This is a genomic window from Martinezella dioscoreae, from assembly GCF_009176305.1.
Classification (GTDB): Bacteria; Pseudomonadota; Alphaproteobacteria; order Rhizobiales; family Rhizobiaceae; genus Rhizobium; species Rhizobium dioscoreae.
In genome coordinates this window covers 265888-289398 of sequence record NZ_BLAJ01000001.1, presented here as the reverse complement: position 1 = coordinate 289398, position 23511 = coordinate 265888, and the positions used below count along the sequence as shown (strand labels likewise).

The window sequence follows — 23511 nt, the reverse complement described above, 5'->3', positions numbered from 1 at the left end:
GATGACGAAGGGATTTCCGCATTCCGGGCTTTTTGGCCCCAGCAGCGGCGCACGGAAAAGGGGAAGAAAAGGTGGAGGCATTTTATATTATCGTGCTGATCAGCACGGTTCTCATTCTCATCGCGGCTTTCTCCAGCCTCCTTGCTTTCCGTTTCGGCGCTCCCCTGCTGCTGCTCTTCCTGATGATCGGCCTTGCCGCCGGCACGGACGGCCTCGGCATCGAATTCTCCAACAATTATCTCGCCTATATTCTCGGCTCTCTGGCGCTAGCCATCATCCTCTTCGACTCCGGCTACGGCACTCCGATCCAGGCCTTCAAGCTTGCTGCGGCACCCGCGCTGACCATCGCTTCCGTTGGCGTCGTCGTAACGGCGGCATTGTTCGGCCTTGCCGCCACCTGGCTGCTCGGCTTCACTTGGCTGCAGGGCCTGCTGCTCGGCTCCATCGTCGCCTCGACGGATGCGGCCGCGGTCTTCTTCCTGCTGCGCATTGGCGGCATCAACATCCGTGACAAGGTACGCTCGACACTGGAAGTCGAATCCGGCACCAACGATCCGATGGCGATCTTTCTGACGCTTGCCTTGGTCGAACTCCTGGCAAATGGCGAAGGCTATGCCGGCATCAACCTCGCCATGCTTGCCACCTTTGTCCAGCAGATGGGGCTGGGTGTCATACTCGGCCTGCTCGGCGGCATGATGATCGTCCTCATTGTCAGCCGCCTGGAAACGGATCGCGGCCTGACGCCCATCTTCGTGCTGGCGCTCGCGCTCCTCGTCTTCTCGTTTACCGGCGCTGTCGGCGGCAGCGGCTTCTTGGCCGTCTATGTCGCAGGCATCTATGCCGGCAACCGCAAGCTGCCCGCATCGGCCTCGATCAAGCGTTTCCAGGACGGCATGACCTGGCTGGCGCAGATCATCATGTTCCTCGTGCTCGGTCTGCTCGCCACGCCCTCGGAATTTCCGGCGATCGCCATCCCCGCCATCGCGCTGGCACTGTTCCTGATCTTCGTTGCCCGGCCGATTGCCGTCTGGCTCTGTGTGCTGCCGTTCGATTATACGCAGCGGGAAACCGGCTTCGTCGCCTGGGTCGGTCTGCGCGGTGCCGTCTCCATTCTTCTGGCCATCATGCCGATCCTCGGCGGCCTGCAGGCTGGCCAAACCTATTTCAACGTCGCCTTCATCGTCGTGCTGGTGTCACTGCTCGTACAGGGCTGGACCATCAAGCCGATGGCGCGCCGGCTTGGCCTCATCATTCCCCCGCGCATGGGCGCGATCGACAAGGTCGAGGTCGACCTGCCGGGCACGGTCAACCACGAACTCCTCTCCTATCGTGTCGTGAAGGACAGTCCGGTCCTGCGCGGCGAGCGCATTCCGCGCTGGGCAACACCATCGCTGATCGTTCGCGACGGCAAGTCCATGCGCTATCAATATGCCGGGCGCCTGCGCGAAAATGATGTCGTCTATCTTTTCGTCTCCCCCAATTATTCGCGCCTGCTCGACCGCCTCTTCGCTAGCCGCGCGCCGGTCGATCCTGAGGATGCCGAATTCTTCGGCGCCTTCTCGATCTCACCGCTTCGCCCTGCCGCCGATCTCGATGCTGCCTATGGGCCGGGCCTGCTGAGTGAGCAGGAGAAGGGACTGACCATAGCGGAGCTCATGCGCCATCGCCTCGGTGGCAAGGCCGACTATGCGGATCGCGTTCGTCTGGGCGAGATTATCCTCATCGTCCGCGATCTCGACGAGAACGATCATATCCAATCCGTCGGAATGTCGCTCGAGGCGGTGGAACCGCCCGTCATCATGCCGATCTTCATCAATCTCCATGATATCCTGAAGAGTATCCGCGCCTACCTGCAGAAGCGCCGCGAGCGCGCGCATGAAGTCGTTTCAAGCGATTCGACGACGGGCAAAAACGACGTCTGAACGCCTTGCGTCTGCGATCATCCGTAGTATGGTCGGCCCGCTTTTCGCCACCAACAATATTGGATCCTCCCATGGCAGCCTTCAAAACCCTCGACGATCTCACCGACATCTCCGGCAAGCGCGTATTGGTGCGCGTCGACCTCAACGTGCCGGTCAAGGATGGCAAGGTCACCGATGCGACCCGCATCGAACGTGTCGCCCCGACGATTCTCGAATTGTCCGAAAAGGGCGCCAAGGTCATTCTGCTTGCCCATTTCGGCCGCCCGAAGGATGGCCCCTCCCCGGATCTCTCCCTCGGTCTCATCGTGCCGGCCGTCGAAGAAGTTCTGGATCATGCCGTTCTGTTCGCCTCCGATTGCATCGGCGCTCCGGCGGCCGACGCCGTTGCCAAGATGAACAATGGCGACATCCTGCTGCTGGAAAACACTCGCTTCCATAAGGAAGAGGAAAAGAACGACGCAGCCTTCACCAAGGCGCTTGCCGCCAATGGCGATATCTACGTCAACGACGCCTTCTCGGCCGCGCATCGCGCCCACTCTTCCACGGAAGGCCTTGCCCACCTGCTGCCGGCCTATGCGGGCCGCACAATGCAGGCGGAACTTGAAGCCCTGGAAAAGGGCCTCGGCAATCCGGTCCGCCCTGTCGTCGCCATTGTCGGCGGTGCCAAGGTCTCCACCAAGATCGACCTCCTGATGAATCTGGTGAAAAAAGTCGATGCGCTTGTCATCGGTGGCGGCATGGCCAACACCTTTATCGCCGCCCGCGGCACCAATGTCGGCAAGTCGCTCTGCGAACATGATCTCGCCGATACCGCAAAGCAGATTATGATCGAAGCCGCTGCCTCCGGCTGCGCGATCGTGCTGCCGGAAGACGGCGTTGTCGCCCGTGAGTTCAAGGCCGGTGCCGACAACAAAGTCGTCGCGATCGAAGCGATCCCCGCCGATGCCATGGTGCTCGATGTCGGTCCGAAGTCGATTGAAGCAATCAAGAACTGGATCGGCCGCGCCACCACGCTCGTCTGGAACGGCCCGCTCGGCGCCTTCGAAATCACGCCCTTCGATGCCGCAACTGTCGCAGTCGCCAAATACGCTGCTGAATGTACGAAAGCTGGCAAGCTGACCTCCGTCGCCGGCGGCGGCGATACGGTTTCGGCGCTGAACCATGCGGGCGTTGCCGACGACTTCACCTATGTCTCGACGGCGGGCGGTGCCTTCCTCGAATGGATGGAAGGCAAGGTCCTGCCGGGTGTCGCAGTTCTGCAGGCCGGCAAGTAAACAGCAAGCCTTATCGCCGCGAATGATACCGGCCGCGAAAGCTAAAGCTTTCGCGGCTTTTCCATGAGTGCTAGGATTACATGAAAGACTTTCAAACGGTTGAAATCATTTCAATCGTTTCAATTAGTTAGCCTGCCATTTCCCTCCTTCTACACTTCTGTTATCGCCGATCTATATTGTTCTTGTCGCCGAATGAAATCGCCTTGGAGAAACAAAATGAGCGAACGAATTGAAGACATTGCCGTAAAGATGGTTGCTGGTGGCAAGGGCCTCCTGGCGGCGGATGAATCCACCGCCACGATCAAGAAGCGCTTCGACGCCATCTCTCTCGTATCAACGGAAGAGAGCCGCCGCGACTATCGCGAAATGCTCTTCCGCTCCGACGACGCAATGAAGAAGTACATCTCCGGCGTCATCCTCTATGAGGAAACCCTCTTCCAGAAGGCCGCCGACGGCACCCCCTTCGTCGATATCATCAAGGCTGCCGACAGCATTCCCGGCATCAAGGTCGATGTCGGCGCCAAGCCGCTCGCCGCCTTCCCCGGCGAAACCGTTACCGAAGGCCTGGACGGCCTCGCGGATCGTCTGGCGAAATATTATGACGCCGGCGCCCGCTTCGCCAAGTGGCGTGGCGTGATCGCCGTTTCCGATACGCTGCCGACCTATGGCGCCATCAAGGCCAACGCCCACGCGCTTGCCCGTTATGCCGCCCTCTGCCAGCAGGCCAAGATCGTCCCGATCGTTGAACCGGAAGTGCTGATGGATGGCGAACCCGGCACGCAGAGCCTCGATCGCAGCGAGGAAGTCACCCGCTGGACGCTGCAGATCGTCTTCCAGGAACTCGCAGAAGCCCGCATCAAGCTCGAAGGCATGATCCTGAAGCCGAGCATGGTCATCGACGGCAAGAAGGTCCGCAAGGCCTCGGTCGAGCAGGTCGCCGAACGCACCGTCAAGGTTTTGAAGGAAACCGTTCCGTCGGCCGTTCCCGGCATCGCCTTCCTCTCCGGCGGCCAGTCCACCGAAGAGGCGACGGCCCATCTCTCCGCCATCAACTCCGGTTATGAACTGCCCTGGAAAGTGACCTTCTCCTATGGTCGCGCCCTGCAGGACAGCGCGCTGAAGGCATGGGGCGGCAAGCCGGAAAACGTTGCCGCCGGCCAACGTGCTTTCACCCATCGCGCCGAGATGAACTATCTCGCCGCCAAGGGTAGCTGGACAAAGGATCGCGAACAGGCTGCCTGATGTCAGCTGGAGCAATTCCAGGAAAAGGGCACTGCAATTTTCTCGGAATTGCTTGGAAACAAAGGGATAGAGTGGTTCGATGACGCTGTGAAAAGCTGAACCACTAGAGTATTCGAATGCACGAAAGGCCCCGGTCGCGATGCGACCGGGGCTTTTTTTGCTTTCGGGGAATAGCCAGCCGGGCATTCAGAACAGAGCAAGTCACATCTGTCACAATGACAAGAATAGGCTTGCCGTGATATCGGAAAGCAATCCGTGTCAAATGGATGTTACGAAAACACGGCACTGGATTGTCCCACTTATAATAAAGGGGCCAAATAGAGGGGTTGCCATATGCTTGCTTGGCGCAGTTTTGTTGCTGTTCTTTCTGTATTCTTAGTTGCACAAATAGACACTTCTCGCGCCCAACAATTGCAGACGGCCGTTCCCGTCTTTTCCGCGACAGGACCGGATGCAGAGGCTTACGGTGAGAAACTCGGCTATCCCGTCGGCCTGCCGCTGAGCGAACAACGGAACATGATCGGCAATTTCAGTCACGCCGATAAGCTTGCGCCAACGCATATGATCGCCGCCGCCGAGCATCCGCTACTCCTCTTACGCGCGCCGTCCGAGATTTCGGTCAAGTTCACGTTCGGCACGGAAACCGGCTCCTTGTCGAAATATCTCGCCACCAATCCCACCACTGGCCTGCTGATTGCCCACAACGACACGATCCTGTTCGAACATTACCAATATGGCCGCACCGACCGCGACCGGCTTGTCTCGCAATCCATGGCGAAAACCTTGACCGCCATGATGATCGGAATTGCGATTTCCGAGGGCGCCATCCATTCGATCGACGATACGGTTGAGACCTATGTGCCGGAACTGAAAGGCACAGAGATGGGCGTTACGCCGATCCGCGCATTGCTGCATATGGCTTCCGGCATTGCCTTCACCGAAAACTTCGGCAACCCCGACGACAACGTTCATCTCAGCAATTCATTGCTCGGCCCGGAAAAACTCGACCCCATTACGGCCGTATCGCGGTTCAACAAGCGGGTCGCTCCTCCCGATACGGTGTGGCACTATAGCAATCTTGACACCGAAGGGCTGAGCTTGGTCCTGACCCACGCCACCCATATGAGCATGGCGGATTATCTCCAGACCCGCATCTGGCAGCCGATGGGTGCGGAAGCCAGCGCGAACTGGCAGGTCGACAGCACCGGCCAAGAGGTCGGCTACTGCTGCTTCAGCGCGACACTTCGCGATTATGCCCGCTTTGGCCTGCTGCTCGCGCATGACGGCGCCTTGAACGGCCGGCAAATAATACCCCGCCAATGGCTGTTGGATGCCACGGAGCCGGTCAAGCAAGGCTCGTTCCTGGCGGTCAATCACGAAACGAACCCCTGGGGCTACGGCTATCAGACCTGGCTGATGCCCGGTCCGCGCCGAACGTTTTTCCTGGACGGCAAAGCCGGCCAGCGCATCCTGGTCGACCCGACGACACATCTGGTTCTCGTACACACCGCGGTCCGTGCGAAGCCCGGCGATGTCGGCAGTGCCGAGCTCGTCGAACTCTGGTCCAGCGTGCTCAAACAGTTCCAGAGCAATTGAAGCGATCTTCATGCGTGCTGCAGAAAACCCGTTCTCCCGTTGAGGAGAAGGGGTTGGGATAAGAGGCTATCTTCGCCAGAACCGTTAGCCAACTTGTCACGGACACAAGTTCCGGCTTTCAAGCTTGCCCGAGCAGCGGCTAAATCCTGGCAGTTCCACCAAAGCTGCCGGGAGCCGTCATGAACACCGTTGCCTACGTCACCGTCGACGTCTTCACATCCGAACGCTTCGTCGGCAATCCCCTGGCCGTCATTCCCGATGCCCGCGGTCTCGACAGCGGCGCCATGCAGAAGATCGCAGCCGAGTTCGGTTATTCGGAAACGACCTTCGTGCTGCCGGCGGAAAACCCGGAGCATACGGCCCACGTCCGCATCTTCACGCCCACGGCCGAAATCCCTTTTGCCGGCCATCCCAATGTCGGCACCGCCTTCGTCCTCGGCCAGCAGCAAGCGATCTTCGGAAAATCCATAAGCGACAGGCTGATCTTCGAAGAGGATGCCGGGCTTGTCGAGGTAACGTTGTTGCGCAACGGTGGCAGCGTCTCCGGCGCAAGCATTCGCGCACCGGGCAGGCTTACGATCGGCGAAACCATTGCCGACGAACTGATTGCCGCTTGCGTGCAGATCGATCCGCAATCGATCCGCCACACAACCCATGCGCCGACTTTCGCGTCCGTCGGCCTGCCTTTCGCCTTCGCAGAGCTGGATAGCCTCGAAACGCTCGCCAAGGCATGGCCGAACGCCGCCGTTTTTGCTGAAGCGGCCGCACGCCACAAGGAAGACAAGACCGGCTTTTCGCTCTTTCTCTATGTGCGCTCGGCAGAAAATCCGTGGGCTATTCGCGCCCGCATGTTCGCGCCGCTCGACAACGTCACGGAAGACCCGGCGACCGGCAGCGCCTCTGCCGCGATCAGCGCCTATCTGACTTCCCTGCTGCCGGCACGGGATGCGGAGGTGAAAATCACTATCGAACAGGGCGTGGAGATGGGAAGACGCAGCCTTATCGGCGTTGATGTCAGGAAATCTGCCGGCACGGTAAACGAAGTCTTGCTGTCGGGCAGCTGCGTCTCCCTCATGCGCGGAGAGATCCAACTTTAGGCAGCCGCGCGTGGCGGCGCTGAAGCCCTGAATTTAGCCTAAAATGCGCTAAAACACCTCGTTGATAACGAGCGCCACGGTCCAGACGGCAAAGGCGAAGATAGCGATCTTCCAAAAATCGGCCCTGCGCCTCAGGCCCGGCAGCCCCAAAGGCTTGATGATGTGCACCGCCATGGCGAGCAGAAGCAGCATCGCTATGGCTTTTGTCACGCTATTTTTCCCCGTTTATGCAAGAGTGAGGGCAGCCGCGACCAAAAACCGCTGCACGCCTTTCGCGATCATGCTCTAATCGTCATAGGACGGACATTTTTCCGCGCCAACAGACTGTTTCTACAGGCCGATAGCGGCAATCCGGGACACAATCAATAGCGAATGCAGGCAGGGCACGATCCTGTCTTTCGGCTCCTTAAATGGAGCGGCATGAAGGTGGGGAGCATGAAAAGAAACATATTGCCGGTACTCGCTCTGCTGTTCGGCACGCTGTTCCTGTTTACGGGCAATGGCCTGCACAGCCTGCTGCTGCCTGTGCGCGGCACGGCCGAAGGCTATGCGACGACGACGCTCGGTTTGCTCGGCACCACCTGGGCGACGGGCTTCGTGCTCGGCTGCCTGACGGCGCCGAAACTGGTCCGGCGCATAGGCCATGTGCGTGCCTTTTCGGGCTTCATCTCCGTCATCGCCATTATCGCGCTTTTGACCGGCATTATCGTCGACCCCATCTGGTGGGTGGCGCTGCGCGCGGTGACCGGCTTCTGCACGGCCGGCACTTCGATGATCATCGAAAGCTGGCTCAACGAACGCGCCACCAATGAAAGCCGTGGCGCGATCTTCTCACTCTATATCGGTATTACGCTGATCGGCGCCGTCGCCGGGCAGATGATGGTGCCCTTCGCCGATGTCCATACGCCCATCCTCTTCATGGTGTGCGGCATCTGCTATTGTATCGCCATGCTGCCGACCACGCTGTCGACCGCCGCCTCGCCGCAGCCGCTGAAGGCCGTCAGCCTCGACCTGAGAGCGCTCTACCGCAATTCGCCGGTCGCCTCGATCGGCATCCTGCTCGTCGGCATCGCCAATGGCGCATACGGCACGCTTGGCGCCGTCTTCGGCGCCAAGGCCGGCCTTTCAGAAGGCGATATCGCGCTGATGATGAGTTCGACCATCTTTGCCGGCGCTGTGATGCAGCTGCCGGCCGGCCGCCTGTCCGATCGCATCGACCGCCGCTACGTGCTTGCGGGCATGGCTGCAATCGCAGCCCTCGACGGCCTGCTGCTCTTCCTGTTGAAGCCGGGCAGCCCGGCTTTCCTCATCAGCATGGTCGTCATCTACGGCGCCGTCGCCAACACCCTCTATCCGATTGCCGTCGCCCATGCCAATGACTTCGCCGCGCCGGAGGATTTCGTTAAGGTGTCGGGCGGCCTGCTGCTGCTCTATGGCATCGGCACAATCATAGGGCCGACGCTGAGTGGCCCGGTCATGTCCTCCATCGGCCCCTACTCGCTGTTCTTCGTCACCGCCATCGCCCATGTGCTGATTACCTCCTATTCGATCTTCCGCAGCCGCATGCGTGCCGCAAAGCCGGCGGGCGATCGCGACGCCTATACGACCATGCCGTCGGCCAACGCGCAGATGATCACGCCGGAGAGCATGGCGCTCGCGCGCAGCGAGACTTCAAAAAAGGACGATATAACTGTAAATTACGGCACCTGATCCCTCGACAAGGGAAAGGAGGAGCCGAAATGAGCCTATTCGATGATGATCGTCCCAAGCAGCCGTCCGCCCATGAGATCGGTAGTGACCTGTCGTTACTGTCGGTGGACGAGCTGAAAAGTCGCGTCGCATTGCTTCAGGGCGAGATAGCCCGGCTGGAAGAGGAAATCGCCACCAAGACCTCCGGCCGAAAAGCGGCGGATAGTCTTTTCCGCTTCTGACGCACCGTTCCAAGGTGGCTTGCCATAGCACGAAATCCGTGCGGGGGAGTCCAGGATCAAGGCATGGTCAACTCAATATTAAGCTTTACGACATATTACTATGACCATCCAGATTCGCTCTGGACTCAGACAGTTCCTCCACTTGGCGAATTGGTCTGATTTTTCTCCCTGTTTTACCTTGAGAGCCGCTTTTGCGGCTCTTCTTTTTTGTCCTGTATCGCGGACCTCGCCGAAACTGTGGAGATTAACCCTTTCTTAAGAATCGCCTTGCGAATTTCAGTTAAAACAACCATCTTAAAGTCATAAAAGCGGATGCCGAAAGCTCTTAGGGACTTGACCGGCTTTTCCTGAACAAAAGTGTTGCGTGAAGCAGGGATTTATTCGATGTCGGAACTTGGGTTGAACACGATCAGCTTTGCTGGCCACGCCGCATCGTCGGCGCAGTTCAGGGCGCTTTATTCTGAAGGCATGTCGCTGGTCGAAGAAACCGCCGGTTATCTCGACGGCCAAGGCCGCGCCGCTTCCAAAGTTCTGCCGCGCATGGCCTCCGTGCTTTATGCCGCCGAATCCATGCGACTGACCACCCGTCTGATGCAGATGGCCTCCTGGCTGCTCCTCCAGCGCGCCGTCAACAATGGCGAAATGTCGCGCGATCAGGTATTGGCCGAAAAGAACAAGGTTCGCCTCGACGGCTTCAACGTCGACCGCAACGCGCCGGGCTGGAATGACCTGCCGGAATCCTTCCGTGATCTCGTGGAGCGTTCGCTGCGCCTGCAGAATCGCGTCGCCATTCTCGATCGCGAAATCTACCGCCCGACGGAAGCTGCTATCGTTCCGGACAACCAAAACAGCGTCAAGGCACAGCTGACCCTGCTGCAGACCGCATTTGGCGGCAACTGAGCTTCAGACAATCCGCAATGATTTCAAACCGGCCGCGCCTGACGTGGCCGGTTTTGTTTTGAGCAATCATCCAGCCCTCCGAAAAGCCGTGCGCAGAGTTAGGCCTGAAGTCGAAGCCGGGCCAAACTTGACGGATTCCGTGAAACCTCTGTAAAAAAGAGTGCATGCTTCTCTCAAGGGAGAAGCAGGCCGATATCGAATGTGCGTGGAGGACCCAATGCGCCGACTCACTTCTCACGAAAATCAAATCCGAAATTCTGAGAAGATGATGAACCATGCGCACATTGAATCTGGGCATCCTCGCCCATGTAGACGCGGGCAAGACTAGCCTCACGGAACGGCTCCTTTTTGACACCGGCATAATCGACAAACTCGGCAGCGTCGACGCCGGCAGCACGCAGACCGATAGTCTCGAACTCGAAAGACAACGCGGCATCACCATCGCCGCGGCGGTGGTTTCCTTCATCGTCGGTGACGTCACGGTGAACCTCATTGATACGCCTGGCCATCCGGACTTCATCGCCGAGATCGAACGGGTGCTGCAGCTGCTCGATGCGGCAGTGGTCGTCGTGTCTGCAGTCGAGGGCGTGCAGCCACAGACGCGCGTGCTTGTGAAAGCATTGCGACGCCTCGGGATACCCTTCATATTCTTCGTCAACAAGGTCGACCGCCTCGGCGCACGCTATGATGAGGTGCTTGAGGATATGGCGACCCAGCTGGCGGTCCGCCCCATTGCAATGTCGATCGTCCATGCTGCCGGCAGCAGGCTCGCCACCGTGGAAGCTGCCGATCTCGGCGGCGATCCGCATTTCTCGCGCCTGTGTGAAGCACTTTCAATCAACGACGAGGCTTTGCTGGAAGATTATGTTGTGGCTCCCGAGCGCCTGACACGACAGAGGCTGGAACAAGCCTTGGCCGATCAGGTAGCGAAGTCCTCTATCCATCCGGCATTTGCCGGTGCGGCGACGCGGGGTCTCGGGATCTCTGCCTTGATCTCGGCAATCGAAACCCTGCTGCCGAGCCGGCAGCCGAACCATGACGACCCGGTTTCCGGGACGATCTTCAAGATTGAACGCGGGTGGGGCGGCGAGAAGCTCGCCTACCTCTATCTGGCATCGGGCACGATCAACCTTCGAGATGACATCGAAACTCCTCGCGGCTCGGCGAAGATCGGCAGTCTTCAGCTTTTCCGCGATGGCAAAGCGGACAAGGTTTCACAGGTTCACGCGGGGCAGATCGCCAAGGTCGGCGGGCTCGCAAATGCCCGTATCGGAGATTGGATCGGCATCGAAGGGCCGCCCGGCACGCTTCGCCACTTCGCGCCGCCGACCTTGGAAACCCGCATTCGCGCCCTGCGCCCTTCAGAAAACGCAGCACTCTGGCTGGCTCTGGGGCAACTTGCAGAGCAGGATCCGCTCATCAACCTGCGCGCCAATGAGGAAACAGGCGACATATATGTCTCGCTCTATGGCGAAGTGCAGAAGGAGGTCATCCAGGCAACCCTCTCGACCGAGTTCGGCCTCGACATCGCCTTCGAGGAAAGCACCGTCATCTATGTCGAAAGGCCGGCTGGAACGGGAAGCGCGGTTGAGCACATATTCAAGGAGCCCAATCCGTTTCTCGCAACCATCGGCTTGCGCGTCGAGCCACGGCCGGAAGGCAGCGGAAACAGCTTTGCCCTCGAGGTGGATGTCGGCCAGATGCCGGCAAGCTTCTATCGGGCAGTCGAGGAAGCTACGTTCGAAACGCTCAAGGAAGGTCTTTTCGGCTGGCAGATCATCGATTGCCACGTCGCCATGACGGCGGCGCGGCAAAGTTCGCCGGCGAGCACGGCGGTCGACTTCCGCAAGCTGACGCCGCTGGTGCTCGCATCCGCGCTTTCATCCGCACAGACGATCCTATGCGAGCCTATCGAGCATTTTCACGTCGAGATACCGGCAACGGCGTTGGCTGGCGTGCACAGCCTGCTCGCGAAATCCGGCGCATCGATGAGAAGATCGCTGATCGACGATGGTATCGCACGACTGGAGGGCACGGTGGCATCATCGATGATCCACACGATCCAAAGGCAATTGCCGGGATTGTCGGGCGGAGCCGGCGTCCTGGAGCACGCCTTCGATCACCATATGCCCTTATCGGGTCCGCACCGTGTACGGGAGCGCGCAGCGGCAAATCCGTTCGACCGTGCCGATTACCTGCGGCGTGTGCGATGAGGGTGCGAGCTCTGTATCAACGCAAAAAAGCCCGGCAAAACCGGGCTTTTTTCAAGCGGCAAATCGCAATGCGATTAGATGCCGAGACCGCCGAAGCGCTTGTTGAACTTCGAAACGCGGCCGGCACGGTCCATCATCTGCTGGTTGCCGCCGGTCCAAGCCGGATGGGACTTGGAGTCGATTTCGAGGTTCATGACAGCGCCTTCAGAACCCCAGGTCGAGCGGGTTTCATATTCGGTGCCGTCGGTCATGACCACCTTGATGGTGTGGTAGTCGGGATGGATGTTGGCCTTCATAACAATCTTCCTGTCATGCCAGGGTCCATTTGTCGCAAGGCATTGCGGCAACCGAACCGATTGAATAAATGAAGCCGCAGTCCGTTAAAGGCCACGGCTTCCAATTAAGATGGCGTGCCTATACATGAAGGCAGCGGCGATAACAAGGGGCGAAAACGTCGAGTCCCTTGCTGATATGGGGATTGGAGACGACTTGTCAGAGACTGGCCAGGCTGAGGAAAAGAAAAACCGTTCGATCCGTCCTCTCGGACGACTGGCGCCATACCTCAGGCGATATCGGGGCATGGTGGCAGGCGCAATCATATCGCTCGTCATCGCCGCCGTTACCTCGCTCGCCTTGCCGGTCGCCGTCCGCCGTATGATCGATCACGGCTTCGATCAGGCCGATCGCGGTCTGATCGACAGCTACTTCGTAGCGATCATGATCATGGCCCTGTTGCTCGCGGCTGCAAGCGCGCTGCGCTATTACTTCGTCATATCCATCGGCGAGCGCATCGTCTCCGATATGCGCCGCGAGGTCTTCGACCACGTGACGCGGCTGTCGCCCTCCTTCTTCGACGTCAATCAGTCCGGCGAGATCGTCTCGCGGCTGACGGCGGATACGACGCAGATCAAGTCTGCGGTCGGCGCCACCGCCTCCGTTGCGCTGCGCAACCTGATTCTCTGTCTCGGCGCAGTGATCATGATGATCGTCACCAGTCCGAAGCTCTCGAGCATCGTGCTGATCGCGATCCCGATCATCGTTCTACCGCTGGTCAGTTTCGGCCGTTCCGTGCGCAAGCGCTCGCGAGCCGCGCAGGAGACACTGGCGCAGGCATCCGCCTATGCCAACGAGACCATCGCGGCCAACCGCACCATTCAGGCCTACAACGGCGAGAACGCCGCCGCTCTGCGCTACGGCAGCGCCGTTGAGGATGCCTATCAGGCGGCACGTGCGGCGATCAAATCCCGCTCGCTGCTGACGGGCTTTGCCATTGCCATGGTCTTCGGCAGCATCGTCGCGGTTCTCTGGGTCGGTGCGCAGAATGTGCTCGCCGGCACGATGTCGGCCGGCACGCTCGGCCAGTTCCTGCTCTATTCCGTCATCGCCGGCTCCTCGTTGGGCTCGCTGTCGGAAGTCTGGGGCGAGCTCTCCCAGGCTGCAGGTGCTGCCGATCGCCTGGGCGAGCTCCTTGCAGAGGTATCGCCGATCGTACCTCCGGCCAATCCCCTGCCCTTGCCGCAGCCGCCACAGGGTCGCGTGGAATTTTCCGACGTCCATTTCTCTTACCCGTCGCGACCGAACAGATCGGCACTGCATGGGCTCTCCTTCTCCGTGAAGCCGGGGGAAACGGTCGCAATCGTCGGCGCGTCGGGCGCCGGCAAGAGCACCATCTTTTCGCTGCTGCTGCGCTTTTACGATCCGCAGAAGGGCCACGTCGCCCTGGATGGTGTCGATGCGCGCGATGTGCTGCCGGATGCCCTGCGTGAGCGCATCGCAATTGTCCCTCAGGACACCACCATCTTCGCAGCCTCCATTCATGACAACATCGCCTTCGGCCGCCCTGGCGCCTCGCGCGACGAGGTGCGCGCCGCCGCCATCGCCGCTCAGGCGGACGAGTTCATTTCACGCCTCGAACAAGGCTATGATACGCAGGTCGGCGAGCGCGGTGTCACTCTTTCAGGCGGCCAGCGCCAGCGCGTCACCATTGCCCGCGCCATCCTGAAGAATGCGCCGATCCTGCTGCTCGATGAAGCAACCTCCGCTCTCGATGCCGAAAGCGAGACGCTCGTTCAGAAGGCGCTGGAGGGCTTGATGGAGGCGCGCACGACCCTCGTCATCGCTCACCGCCTGGCGACCGTCCTCAAGGCCGACCGCATTCTGGTGCTGGATCAGGGCCGTATCGTCGAGGAAGGCACGCACCAGAGCCTGATTCGCCACGGCGGGATCTATGCGAAGCTCGCCCGCCTGCAATTCGATGCCGGCATCGAGGAGCATATGCTCATTGCGAAATAGCGATAATCGGGCAAGTCGTGCCAAATACAACCTTGTAGAAATAGTTTCAAAGTTGAGCTAGATTTTCGGCGTTATCCCGCGCTGACGCGATTCTAGGAGACGAGAACCATGTATAAATTTGAAGTCTACAAGGACAAGGCTGGCGAGTTTCGCTTCCGCTTCAAGGCCTCGAACGGCGAAACCATGTTCGGTTCGGAAGGCTATAAGGCGAAGGCCTCGGCCCTGCATGCCATCGAATCGATCAAGGCCCACGTCGGCGGCGCCGTCATCGACGACCAGACCACCGCCACCGCATAATTCTCGCGTCACGCACTCGCTGCAAAGCCATCAACGGCTGGCTGCCCTTCGGGCATGCCGGCCGTTTGATTTTTCGGCCACAAATTTCAAAAAATCTTTCCGCGAGTGTCGAATTCACGCAGGCTCACGGCTCATCATATCGAAGCGGCAGGAAGCCGTTTTGCCAGCGGTGTTGTATATTCCGGCATTCAGCTTTGCAGGTTACGCCGTTCGGCCATCGTCAAAACTGCAAATGGGAGACTTTTCTCATGCAATATGCTTTGATTATTCGTGAATCAGCCGAGGATTTTGGGCGTCGTGCCGATCCGACTTATAAGAACGGCTGGGTCGCCTATACGCAGGCCCTTATCCAGGCCGGCATCATGACGGGGGGCGCGGGATTGACGGCGCCGGAAACGGCAACGGTCGTCCGTCGCCAGGGCGAGGACCATGAGGTAAAGGACGGTCCCTTCCCTGAAGGTAAGGAGCAGCTTGGCGGCTTCTACCTGATCGACGTGCCGGATCTCGATGCCGCGCTGGAATGGGCGCTGCGCGTCCCGATCTCCCAGCAGGGTTCGGTCGAGATACGGCCGCGACTGCAGATGTAGCCATCACATGACGTTGGATGCCGGACGCGCCGCCGAGCAAACGGCGCGTCAATCCTACGGCAAGCTGATTGCCTTTCTCGCCACACGCTTCCGCGACGTGCCGGCGGCCGAGGATGCTTTGTCCGATGCGATCGCTGCAGCGCTGAGTACTTGGCCGGAACGTGGCATTCCCGACAATCCGGAAGCCTGGCTGCTGGTTGTAGCCAAGCGTAACCTCCTTCGCCGGGTCAGGCACGAAAGCGTCAGGGCCGGAGCGCGCGACAGGATCATGATGGCCTTCGAAGAAGCGGAGGAACGCATGAATGCCGACAATTCCGCCTTTCCGGATGAGCGTCTGAAACTCCTCTTCGTCTGCGCCCATCCGGCTTTGGATCGCTCGGCTCACACCCCGCTGATGCTGCAATCCGTGCTGGCCGTCGACGCCGCGACCATCGCCAAGGCCTTCCTCGTTTCGCCGCAAGCCATGAGCCAGCGGCTGGTACGGGCAAAAATCAAGATTCGCGACGCACATATTCCCTTTATCGTTCCGGAACGGTCCGTGTTGCCGGACCGATTGGAAAGCGTGCTCTCGGCGATATATGCCGCCTATGGCCTCGGCTGGGACGGGGTCGACGGAGAGATCGGCAAGCAAGGATCCCTAGCGGATGAGGCGATCTGGCTTGGCCGCACTCTGCTTGCGACCTTGCCCGAGGAACCGGAGGCTGCGGGCTTGTTATCGCTGATGCTCTACAGCCAATCCCGTCGCGCGGCACGGCGCGATGCGAATGGACGATATGTCCCTCTCGACGAGCAGGACATGGCCCTTTGGGATGCCGAAATGATCGTGGAAGCCGACAATCTGTTGCGAAGGGCCGGTGCATTCGGGCGTTTCGGTCCATTCCAGTGTCAGGCTGCGATCCAGTCCGTGCATGCCGACCGGCGACGCTCGGGCATGACAGACTGGGCCGCTCTTGCCAGACTCTATGAAGCGCTTGTGATCATGAAGCCGACGACCGGCGCGCGCGTCAGCCACGCCGCTGTGACGGGCAGAGTGGAAGGCCCTGCTGCGGGCTTGGCTCTTCTTGACCGAATGGCCGGGCGCGACATCGTCAACTATCAGCCTTACTGGGCCGTACGCGCTCATCTGCTGACCGAGACTGGCGATATGGAAAACGCCACCAATGCCTATCGGACCGCAATCGGCCTCAGTGACAGCGAAGCCGTGCGGCAATTCCTGCAAGCGCGCCTCGATAGTATCGCATCGCCGGAGCGATGACTGATTATTTTTCCGTCAGCTTCAGCTCGATGCGGCGGTTGGTGGCACGGGCATCCGGCGTATCGCCTGGTGCGATCGGCTGGAACTCACCGAAGCCCGCCGCGACCAGCCTGTCGGCAGGCACGCCCTGCGAGATCAGGAACTTGACGACAGCGATGGCGCGCGCGGATGACAGAGCCCAGTTGTCCGGATAACGCCCATTGCCTGAAAGCGGCACATTGTCGGTGTGGCCATCGACGCGCAGTACCCAATTGATCTCGGGCGGAATTTCCTTGGAAAGATCGATGAGAGCCGCTGCAAGTTTGGTCATCTCCGTTTGGCCGGCCGGATTGAGATCGGCAGAACCCGATGGGAACAGCACTTCGGATTGGAACACGAAGCGGTCGCCGACGATGCGGATGTTATCGCGGTCGGAAAGGATTTCGCGCAAACGGCCGAAGAAGTCGGAACGATAGCGGTTCAGCTCCTGCACACGCTGCGCCAGTGCCACATTCAGCCGCCGGCCGAGATCGGCAATCTTCACCTGCGATGACTGATCCTTGGCTTCCGATGCCTGAAGGGCAGCTTCGATAGCGGCGATCTGGCTGCGCAGGGCGGCAATCTGTTGGTTGAGCAGATCGACCTGGCTCATTGCCCGCGCGCTCACCTGCTTCTGCTCGTCAAGCTCCTGCGAAAGCGATCCGGCCCGCTTTTCCGCGGCCTGGCTGCTGCCCGAGCCTGCTGCAAGCAGGGCCTGCAGCCGCGAGCGCTCTGTCTCCGCAGAGGACAGCGACGCCTGCAGATTGGCGACGGCATCCTCCAGATCCTGCTTGCTGCCCTTCTCCAGCGCCAGCTGCTGCACCAGATCGTTGATGCGGCTGTTGAGCCGATTGAGCACCTCGTCGCGCCCCGAAATCTCACGGCTGAGGATGAACTGGCCAACGACGAATACCGTCAGCAGGAACATGATCGCCATCAGCAGCGTGGACAACGCGTCGACGAAGCCGGGCCAGTAGTCGACGCTTCTCTGATGGCGTCGGTTGCGGGCGAGCGCCATGGCCTACTTGCTCCCGGTCTTCTCGGTATGGCTGATCCGGTCTGCGAGGCGATCGAGCGTGCGGCGCATCGATTTCGCCTCTTCCTGCTGCGCCTCGATCCAATCGCGCAGCATCTGCTGTTCGTTGCGCATGTTCTTGACCAGGCCCTGAATGCCTTCGGCAAGGTTTGCCATGGCGGTCACCGAACGCTGGCCGCCGCCCTCCTCCGCGATCTTGCGCAGATAGTCCGACAGCGCCCGCACATCTTCCGAGGAAGCACCGGCCGCGCTTTCGATGACAGGCGTGAGGTCGGAACCGACATCGGTAACGGAGGAAAGCCAGTTTTCGAGCTCGGTATAGAAGCGGTTCTGCGCGCGGCCCGCCTGCAGGTCGAGGAAGCCGAGGATCAGCGAGCCGGAAAGGCCGAGCAGGGACGACGAGAAGGCCGTACCCATGCCCACCAGCGGGCCGGAAAGCCCGGTCTTCAGGGCGCTCAGAATATCGCCGGTGTCGCCGGTGCCGGCATCGAGGCCCTGGATGACGTCGTTGATCGAGCCGATCGTGCCGATCAGACCCCAGAAAGTGCCGAGAAGGCCGAGAAAGACGAGCAGACCGATGAGATAGCGCGAGGTATCGCGCGATTCGTCGAGACGCGTGGCGATCGAATCAAGGATCGAGCGCAGCGTCGCGGTGGATAGCTGCATCGCCCGGCGGTTGCCAAGCAGCGCCCGCATCGGCGCCAGCAGCCGCGGATTGCGGCCGACCTTGTCCGCATTGCCGACGGCACGGAAATGATTGAACCAGCGAACCTCCGGCCTCAGCATCAGCACATGGTTGAAGACCAGGAGAATGCCGACGACCAGAACGCCGACGATCAGGCCATTGAGGCCGGGATTGTGCAGGAAGGCGACCTGCGCCTGGCGGAAAAGGATTGCCACGATGAAGCCGACGATGACCAGGAAAAGAACCATCGTCCAGAAGAAAGCCATCGGGCTGGAAAGCTTGTAGGCGTAATTTCCCGATACGTTGTCGGTCGATCCGAGATCCGACAGATTCACATTTTCCATCACACGCTCCGACACCGCATCTTCCGCAGGCGGAGACTAGAGCAACATTGTGCCGAATTGAAGAGACGGAAAGCACAAAACAGTCCGTTGGCAACAGACTGTTTTGTCATCTGAAAAAGCGAACAGAGGAATGGCTTACTTCGTCGGGATCGGTCGCTTAACCACTTCGGCGAGTGCTTTCTGGATATGTTCGTTGCCGCAGATGATCGAATTGGTGCCGAGCATGTCCGTGCCGCCATGGAAATCCGAGACGAAACCGCCGGCTTCGCGGATCAGCAGAATGCCGGCTGCAATATCCCAGGGAGACAGGCCGGTTTCCCAGAAGCCGTCGAAGCGGCCGGCAGCAACATAGGCAAGATCGAGCGATGCAGAGCCGAGACGGCGCACGCCCGCGACTTCGCCCATCACATGGCGCAGCTCGACCAGGAACTTGCCGTGATTGCCGCGGCCGAGATGCGGAACGCCGCAGCCGATGACGCTGTCCGACAGCACACGGCGCGAGGCGACGCGCAGACGACGATCGTTGAGGAATGCGCCGCCGCCGCGTTCGGTCGTATAGAGTTCGTCGGTCGCCGGATTGAAGATGACGCCGGCGACGATCTCGTCGTTGCGCTCTAGCGCGATCGAAACGGCAAACATCGGAATGCCGTGCAGGAAATTGGTGGTACCGTCGAGTGGATCGACGATCCAGCGATGAGCGCCATCCGTGCCCTTGACCTCTTCACCTTCCTCGCCGAGGAAACCGTAGGTCGGGCGTGCCTTCAACAGCTCGTCGCGGATGATCTTCTGCGCCTTCAGATCCGCCTGGCTGACGAAATCGCCCGGTCCCTTCACCGAAACCTGCAGGTTCTGCACTTCGCCGAAATCGCGGCTGAGCGACTTACCTGCCTTGAGGGCAGCCTGAACCATGACATTGAGAAGAGCAGAACGGGCCATCGGGTTTCCTTGGGTAATGCAGAAAGCGCTGATCGGGCCTGAAAGCAGGCCCCGACGGAGCGGGAGCGTCAGCGGAAATAAAGATTGGCGGCCTCAAGACCATAAAATCGGGGGAATTTCAAGTGGCGAGACCATGGCAGACGCAAACTGACCTCAGATCAGCTCCGCCAGGGCTCAATCCGACACTTTATTATCGCGCACGCCGATACTTGTTGGCTGCGTCGATGGCCGCCTTCTGCTGATAGTCCTCGATCCCTTGATAGAAATCCTCGAGCTCGGGGTCTTTCAGGCCGGCACGGCGGGAAATGACATACCAGGTAGCGGCCGCCACCGGATCCTGCTTCGTGCCGATGGCGTTGATATAAAGATGCGCCAGCTTGTTCTGCGCAACGACGTTGCCGCGATAGGCTGCAACCCTCATCCAGTTGAAGCCGTTTTCGAGATCCTGTGCGCCGCCGGTGCCGTTGATCAGCCAGATGCCCATGTCGAGCTGTGCGGTATCGAAGCCGGCATTGGCGGCACGCGACAGCCATTCCCGCGCACGCGCTTTCTTTTCCGGCGGCAGGTCGGGAAGGTTGAGATAGAGCTGCGACACGGCATATTGCGCGTCGGCGATGCCCTGCTCGGCAGATTTCTCATAATAGGGAAGCGCCATCTGCAGGCCCTTGGGGCCAGGATTTTCGGCCGTCAGCATCTGGGCTACGTTGAATTCCGCCGAAGGCTGACCCGCATCGGCCGCCTTCTTCATCCAGTCGTCGGCCTTCTTCTGATCGCGGGGCACATCGCGCCCTTCCATCAGGATCAGCGCGTATTTGAACATCGCCGTGGGATCGCCGCCCTCGGCCGCCTTGCCGTACCAGAAGGCGGCGTCCTTCGTGTCGCGTTTAACGCCCAGGCCCTGTGCCATCAGCTCTGCGATCAAGGTCTGTGCGGCCGGATCGCCAAGCTGCGCCCGCGGCAATGCTTTTTGGAAGGCGGTCAGGTAATAGCCGCGCTGGAAGGCGCCATAAGCATCGTCCACCTTGCCGGTGAAGGGCCGTTCCGGCGGCAGGTCGGGCAAGTTTGCCCCCATGCGCTCGAAAACCCCGACACCCTGAGATGGCTTGATGTCGCTGTCAGCTTTCGGCTCCGCGCCCGGCTGAATCTTTTCGGTCTTGAAGGTGCCGGCATCGGCGCCCAAAGGCCGCGTCATGACATTGTCGTTATGCTGCGGTGCAGCCGGCACAGTTGTGTCGTCGTCGGTTTGTGCGTTGTCATCGGGACGCGCGCCCTTCTCCGCCGGCTGCGAAACACCGGGCAGCGACGTATCACTGTTGCCTGATTGCGCTGCGGCCAGCAACGGAAATGCCGCGAGCCCGGCTGCAAGCACGGCAAGGAAGGATCGATGGCGGAATCGAGGCGCTGACGACATGGATCGCTATCAATCCTCAAACCGTGGCGCTTTTTCGTCCAGAAGCGCATTCACTTCCGCGACGATGGAGGGGGCTGCCGCAGGGTCGGCAAAAACCGCCTGATGCAGCGCGACGAACTCGGCACCCGTCAGGGCTACGTCCAGCGCCGACTTCGGATCGGTGCCACCCATGACGATGCAGGGAATTTCGATCATCGAGGCCCACCATTCGCCGAGTGCCAGGTTCTTCGGATGCGCCTCCGGCTTGATGTCGCCGTCAAACTTGCCGAAGAAGATATAGTCCGGCCTGAGCTCGCCGACCTCCAGCGCGCTATGTCTGTCGGCCGCGCTGCCACCGCCGACGATCAGCTTCGGCACGAATTTTTCGACGGCTTCGGTAAGCTCGGTGATATTGCCGGCAATATGCAACCCATCAGCCTTGGCACGGCCCGCGACGCGGCTGTCCCCGGCGATGAGCGCTGCCACACCTGCGGCTTGGATGACCGGCACCAGCTTTTCCGCATGTTTCTGGAAGGTGCTGTCATCGAGACCATATTGAGGAATGATAACCGAGGCGACGTCTCCGCCCCTCAAGGCATCGGCCACCGCCTTCGCCCGCTGCTCGATATCGGCAATGTCGGGAACGATGAGAACTAGGCGGCAACGATCTTCGGGCACGGTCATGCGAGCTTCCATGGTTTCGGCTTCCATCGTCAGCGACGGCGCACCGGTTCGATAATCGTGAGTAAATCCGTTAGCTCGCTCTGACAAGGGGCAGCGGCTGAAACCGGCAATTCGCAGCAGAGGACACTCATGACGCGAACCTTCGCAAGCGACCATTCTCACAATATATCATGCAGCGCACAATTAACTTGCCGCCCTTTGGTGTTTGACGTAGCTTTCGCCCATGTCGACCATGGACCCTTTCGCAGCCATCGCGGATCCGAACCGGCGTCATCTGCTGGAGGAATTGCGCCGCGCACCCAAGACGGTCAACGAACTGGCGCAGGGCCTGCCGATCAGCCGCCCGGCCGTCTCACAGCATCTCAAGGCGCTGCTCGACAGCAACCTCGTTTCCGTCACCAACGAAGGCACGAAACGCATCTATGCGGTCAACAGCCGCGGCTTCGACAAGCTGAATTTGTGGCTGGATCAATTCTGGTCCTGAAAAGAGACCTTCGCTTTGCGGCATTTGGCAGGCAATCACTGCAACACGAATCGAGGTTTTGGCCTGCCGCCGCTAGAGCTAAGCCGGTGACAGAAACGACATGACTTCTGGATGAGCCAGTGGCACGACAAAGCTGGTATCATTCAATGCCACCCACGCCAAATCGGTATGTTCGTGTCCGATCAACCTGGGCAATCCGCCGGACCAGCCTGTAACCTCATATAAATGATAGGTGGTTTCGTATCGGCTATCTTTGAAGAAACCCAAATAGCGGAAGGCGACAGGTGTAACACCGACCTCTTCGCGGGCTTCTCTGATGAGCGTGGCAACGATAGGCTCATCCGCCTCGACATGGCCGCCAACTAAATCCCAATGTCCCGGATAATACTGCTTGTTTGCGGCGCGACGCGCCATCAGAATCCGGCCGCTTTCGATGAATGCAGCCAGCCCGATTGTCGTCATATCATCTCGGCGCCTCGAATTTCGGCAATTTGCGAGATTTGCCGGAGGATCACAACGAGCCAAGAGTCGTCACCGACGACATTTGTTGCATAAGATGGGGAAAATTGCGCCAACCCCTACCTCCGACGCTATGAAGTTGGCGCATCCGTTAAACGGAAATGCTCATCGATCCTGACTGGGAATTTGCCTTAAGACCTTTCGATCCGCCTCTCTTGCCCTCAAGATCGATGGCTTTTAAACTTTGGAACGTTGCCTCAGTGGACTGAGGAACGCAGACGTTGGATTTCGTCCTTGACGCGCAGTTTCCTGCGTTTGATGTCGGCTATTTCCGTATCATTGCTAGAGGGAGATGACATTGCCGCATGGAGCGCCTCCTCAAGCGCGACATGTTTCTTTTCGAGCGATTCAAGATGAGCTTGAACAGTCATATGACCCTTCCTTCCTCTTAAGAGCCCTGACCATCCATTCGCCAAGGCTCTAGGTGTCAACCCTCCCACTGTGCCATAAGATCGAGCCTTTGTCGAAGGCGAAAACGTGGCCTATAGGCGGCAAATTCGTGATGAAGGATAACTTCCCGTTATCGTCATTTGGTGATAGGAGCTTGCGGAATTCAGGAGGCGGAACGAATGCGATTCCGCGATATGCTGGGGAAATGAACATGGCCGATCAGGAACAGGCGGAAATCAGGCTGATCGTGGCGCGTTTGCGCCAGGAACACGAGGATTATGATGCCGCAATCAATGCCATGATTGAAACGGGCTGCGACGCCCTTCGTATCCAGCGCATGAAGAAAAAGAAGCTCGTCATCAAGGACAAGCTAACCAAGCTGGAAGACCAGATTATACCCGATATCATCGCCTGAGGAG

General features: G+C 59.6%; 24 protein-coding genes. 15 read left to right on the top strand and 9 right to left on the bottom strand.

Annotated elements, in window-relative coordinates:
* Positions 1–71 precede the first annotated feature (71 nt).
* The 5 genes from GDN47_RS01365 to GDN47_RS01345 all read left to right on the top strand — a co-directional run bounded on the left by GDN47_RS01365 (position 72) and on the right by GDN47_RS01345 (position 7131).
* Entirely contained in the window at positions 72–1922 is a 1851-nt protein-coding gene (locus GDN47_RS01365) for a potassium/proton antiporter (protein ID WP_145631980.1), read from the top strand.
* Between the two features lie 71 nt (positions 1923–1993).
* Positions 1994–3196 (top strand): phosphoglycerate kinase, encoded by a 1203-nt coding sequence (locus GDN47_RS01360; RefSeq protein ID WP_113355189.1) that lies wholly within the window; start codon positions 1994–1996, stop codon positions 3194–3196.
* 216 nt (positions 3197–3412) lie between these two features.
* Positions 3413–4438 carry a class I fructose-bisphosphate aldolase gene (locus GDN47_RS01355; RefSeq protein ID WP_113355191.1) on the top strand — a complete coding sequence of 342 codons (1026 nt, stop codon included), beginning with the start codon at positions 3413–3415 and terminating at the stop codon, positions 4436–4438.
* Positions 4439–4849: 411 nt separating this feature from the next.
* A complete protein-coding gene (locus GDN47_RS01350) occupies positions 4850–6034 on the top strand; it encodes a serine hydrolase domain-containing protein (RefSeq protein WP_233788672.1) in 1185 nt (394 codons plus the stop codon).
* 179 nt (positions 6035–6213) lie between these two features.
* Complete coding sequence (locus tag GDN47_RS01345; RefSeq protein WP_113355195.1) at positions 6214–7131, top strand: PhzF family phenazine biosynthesis protein; 918 nt, start codon at positions 6214–6216, stop codon at positions 7129–7131.
* A gap of 48 nt (positions 7132–7179) precedes the next feature.
* Here GDN47_RS01345 and GDN47_RS31885 read toward each other — a convergent pair whose 3' ends face one another.
* Entirely contained in the window at positions 7180–7341 is a 162-nt protein-coding gene (locus GDN47_RS31885; protein ID WP_173002429.1) for a hypothetical protein, read from the bottom strand.
* A 225-nt stretch (positions 7342–7566) separates the two neighbouring features.
* Here GDN47_RS31885 and GDN47_RS01340 point away from each other — a divergent pair, with 225 nt between their 5' ends.
* From GDN47_RS01340 to GDN47_RS01325, 4 genes are all read left to right on the top strand, one after another.
* Complete coding sequence (locus GDN47_RS01340) at positions 7567–8841, top strand: MFS transporter (protein ID WP_113330374.1); 1275 nt, start codon at positions 7567–7569, stop codon at positions 8839–8841.
* A 29-nt stretch (positions 8842–8870) separates the two neighbouring features.
* Positions 8871–9062, top strand: coding sequence for a DUF1192 domain-containing protein (locus tag GDN47_RS01335; RefSeq protein WP_069611864.1), 192 nt, complete (start codon positions 8871–8873; stop codon positions 9060–9062).
* 384 nt (positions 9063–9446) lie between these two features.
* Positions 9447–9962 (top strand): protease adaptor protein RcdA, encoded by a 516-nt coding sequence (gene rcdA / locus GDN47_RS01330; protein WP_113330375.1) that lies wholly within the window; start codon positions 9447–9449, stop codon positions 9960–9962.
* A gap of 275 nt (positions 9963–10237) precedes the next feature.
* Positions 10238–12175 (top strand): elongation factor G, encoded by a 1938-nt coding sequence (locus tag GDN47_RS01325; RefSeq protein WP_113355197.1) that lies wholly within the window; start codon positions 10238–10240, stop codon positions 12173–12175.
* A 74-nt stretch (positions 12176–12249) separates the two neighbouring features.
* Here GDN47_RS01325 and rpmE read toward each other — a convergent pair whose 3' ends face one another.
* The gene (gene rpmE / locus GDN47_RS01320; RefSeq protein WP_034503571.1) at positions 12250–12471 is read right to left on the bottom strand and encodes a 50S ribosomal protein L31; all 222 of its coding nucleotides are present in this window, start codon (positions 12469–12471) and stop codon (positions 12250–12252) included.
* 175 nt (positions 12472–12646) lie between these two features.
* Here rpmE and GDN47_RS01315 point away from each other — a divergent pair, with 175 nt between their 5' ends.
* The 4 genes from GDN47_RS01315 to GDN47_RS01300 all read left to right on the top strand — a co-directional run bounded on the left by GDN47_RS01315 (position 12647) and on the right by GDN47_RS01300 (position 16606).
* The gene (locus GDN47_RS01315; protein WP_371865490.1) at positions 12647–14467 is read left to right on the top strand and encodes an ABC transporter transmembrane domain-containing protein; all 1821 of its coding nucleotides are present in this window, start codon (positions 12647–12649) and stop codon (positions 14465–14467) included.
* Between the two features lie 108 nt (positions 14468–14575).
* Positions 14576–14764 (top strand): YegP family protein, encoded by a 189-nt coding sequence (locus GDN47_RS01310; RefSeq protein ID WP_015341032.1) that lies wholly within the window; start codon positions 14576–14578, stop codon positions 14762–14764.
* Between the two features lie 248 nt (positions 14765–15012).
* Positions 15013–15351: a YciI family protein gene (locus tag GDN47_RS01305; protein WP_113330377.1), complete on the top strand. Its 339-nt coding sequence runs from the start codon at positions 15013–15015 to the stop codon at positions 15349–15351.
* Between the two features lie 7 nt (positions 15352–15358).
* Positions 15359–16606: an RNA polymerase sigma factor gene (locus tag GDN47_RS01300; RefSeq protein ID WP_145631970.1), complete on the top strand. Its 1248-nt coding sequence runs from the start codon at positions 15359–15361 to the stop codon at positions 16604–16606.
* A 4-nt stretch (positions 16607–16610) separates the two neighbouring features.
* Here GDN47_RS01300 and GDN47_RS01295 read toward each other — a convergent pair whose 3' ends face one another.
* From GDN47_RS01295 to GDN47_RS01275, 5 genes are all read right to left on the bottom strand, one after another.
* Positions 16611–17642 (bottom strand): peptidoglycan -binding protein, encoded by a 1032-nt coding sequence (locus tag GDN47_RS01295; protein ID WP_113421520.1) that lies wholly within the window; start codon positions 17640–17642, stop codon positions 16611–16613.
* 3 nt (positions 17643–17645) lie between these two features.
* Positions 17646–18689, bottom strand: a complete 1044-nt coding sequence (locus GDN47_RS01290) for a MotA/TolQ/ExbB proton channel family protein (protein ID WP_113355205.1) — start codon at positions 18687–18689, stop codon at positions 17646–17648.
* A gap of 135 nt (positions 18690–18824) precedes the next feature.
* Positions 18825–19625 carry an inositol monophosphatase family protein gene (locus GDN47_RS01285; protein ID WP_112503102.1) on the bottom strand — a complete coding sequence of 267 codons (801 nt, stop codon included), beginning with the start codon at positions 19623–19625 and terminating at the stop codon, positions 18825–18827.
* 190 nt (positions 19626–19815) lie between these two features.
* Positions 19816–21036 carry a tetratricopeptide repeat protein gene (locus tag GDN47_RS01280; protein WP_152092554.1) on the bottom strand — a complete coding sequence of 407 codons (1221 nt, stop codon included), beginning with the start codon at positions 21034–21036 and terminating at the stop codon, positions 19816–19818.
* Positions 21037–21045: 9 nt separating this feature from the next.
* Positions 21046–21699, bottom strand: coding sequence for a thiamine phosphate synthase (locus GDN47_RS01275; RefSeq protein ID WP_152092553.1), 654 nt, complete (start codon positions 21697–21699; stop codon positions 21046–21048).
* Positions 21700–21922: 223 nt separating this feature from the next.
* On the opposite strand from GDN47_RS01275, the gene GDN47_RS01270 reads away from it, so the two are divergent.
* On the top strand, positions 21923–22183 hold the full coding sequence (locus GDN47_RS01270; protein WP_015341040.1) for an ArsR/SmtB family transcription factor: 261 nt from the start codon (positions 21923–21925) through the stop codon (positions 22181–22183).
* 78 nt (positions 22184–22261) lie between these two features.
* Here the strand turns inward: GDN47_RS01270 and GDN47_RS01265 are convergent, their stop codons facing one another.
* Both GDN47_RS01265 and GDN47_RS01260 read right to left on the bottom strand, forming a co-directional pair.
* Complete coding sequence (locus GDN47_RS01265) at positions 22262–22645, bottom strand: NUDIX hydrolase (protein WP_113330382.1); 384 nt, start codon at positions 22643–22645, stop codon at positions 22262–22264.
* 254 nt (positions 22646–22899) lie between these two features.
* Complete coding sequence (locus GDN47_RS01260; protein ID WP_069613224.1) at positions 22900–23073, bottom strand: YdcH family protein; 174 nt, start codon at positions 23071–23073, stop codon at positions 22900–22902.
* A gap of 230 nt (positions 23074–23303) precedes the next feature.
* Here GDN47_RS01260 and GDN47_RS01255 point away from each other — a divergent pair, with 230 nt between their 5' ends.
* Positions 23304–23507: a YdcH family protein gene (locus tag GDN47_RS01255; RefSeq protein ID WP_015341042.1), complete on the top strand. Its 204-nt coding sequence runs from the start codon at positions 23304–23306 to the stop codon at positions 23505–23507.
* Positions 23508–23511 lie beyond the last annotated feature (4 nt).

Excerpts from the sequence above, each read along its gene's own strand:
- GDN47_RS01360 (WP_113355189.1), top strand. The coding sequence starts at position 1,994 with ATGGCAGCCTTCAAAACCCTCGACGATCTCACCGACATCTCCGGCAAG.
- GDN47_RS01355 (WP_113355191.1), top strand. The coding sequence starts at position 3,413 with ATGAGCGAACGAATTGAAGACATTGCCGTAAAGATGGTTGCTGGTGGC.
- GDN47_RS01345 (WP_113355195.1), top strand. The coding sequence starts at position 6,214 with ATGAACACCGTTGCCTACGTCACCGTCGACGTCTTCACATCCGAACGC.
- GDN47_RS01340 (WP_113330374.1), top strand. The coding sequence starts at position 7,567 with ATGAAAAGAAACATATTGCCGGTACTCGCTCTGCTGTTCGGCACGCTG.
- GDN47_RS01335 (WP_069611864.1), top strand. The coding sequence starts at position 8,871 with ATGAGCCTATTCGATGATGATCGTCCCAAGCAGCCGTCCGCCCATGAG.
- rcdA (WP_113330375.1), top strand. The coding sequence starts at position 9,447 with ATGTCGGAACTTGGGTTGAACACGATCAGCTTTGCTGGCCACGCCGCA.
- GDN47_RS01325 (WP_113355197.1), top strand. The coding sequence starts at position 10,238 with ATGCGCACATTGAATCTGGGCATCCTCGCCCATGTAGACGCGGGCAAG.
- rpmE (WP_034503571.1), bottom strand. The coding sequence starts at position 12,471 with ATGAAGGCCAACATCCATCCCGACTACCACACCATCAAGGTGGTCATG.
- GDN47_RS01315 (WP_371865490.1), top strand. The coding sequence starts at position 12,647 with ATGGGGATTGGAGACGACTTGTCAGAGACTGGCCAGGCTGAGGAAAAG.
- GDN47_RS01310 (WP_015341032.1), top strand. The coding sequence starts at position 14,576 with ATGTATAAATTTGAAGTCTACAAGGACAAGGCTGGCGAGTTTCGCTTC.
- GDN47_RS01305 (WP_113330377.1), top strand. The coding sequence starts at position 15,013 with ATGCAATATGCTTTGATTATTCGTGAATCAGCCGAGGATTTTGGGCGT.
- GDN47_RS01300 (WP_145631970.1), top strand. The coding sequence starts at position 15,359 with ATGACGTTGGATGCCGGACGCGCCGCCGAGCAAACGGCGCGTCAATCC.
- GDN47_RS01295 (WP_113421520.1), bottom strand. The coding sequence starts at position 17,642 with ATGGCGCTCGCCCGCAACCGACGCCATCAGAGAAGCGTCGACTACTGG.
- GDN47_RS01290 (WP_113355205.1), bottom strand. The coding sequence starts at position 18,689 with ATGGAAAATGTGAATCTGTCGGATCTCGGATCGACCGACAACGTATCG.
- GDN47_RS01285 (WP_112503102.1), bottom strand. The coding sequence starts at position 19,625 with ATGGCCCGTTCTGCTCTTCTCAATGTCATGGTTCAGGCTGCCCTCAAG.
- GDN47_RS01280 (WP_152092554.1), bottom strand. The coding sequence starts at position 21,036 with ATGTCGTCAGCGCCTCGATTCCGCCATCGATCCTTCCTTGCCGTGCTT.
- GDN47_RS01275 (WP_152092553.1), bottom strand. The coding sequence starts at position 21,699 with ATGACCGTGCCCGAAGATCGTTGCCGCCTAGTTCTCATCGTTCCCGAC.
- GDN47_RS01270 (WP_015341040.1), top strand. The coding sequence starts at position 21,923 with ATGTCGACCATGGACCCTTTCGCAGCCATCGCGGATCCGAACCGGCGT.
- GDN47_RS01265 (WP_113330382.1), bottom strand. The coding sequence starts at position 22,645 with ATGACGACAATCGGGCTGGCTGCATTCATCGAAAGCGGCCGGATTCTG.
- GDN47_RS01260 (WP_069613224.1), bottom strand. The coding sequence starts at position 23,073 with ATGACTGTTCAAGCTCATCTTGAATCGCTCGAAAAGAAACATGTCGCG.
- GDN47_RS01255 (WP_015341042.1), top strand. The coding sequence starts at position 23,304 with ATGGCCGATCAGGAACAGGCGGAAATCAGGCTGATCGTGGCGCGTTTG.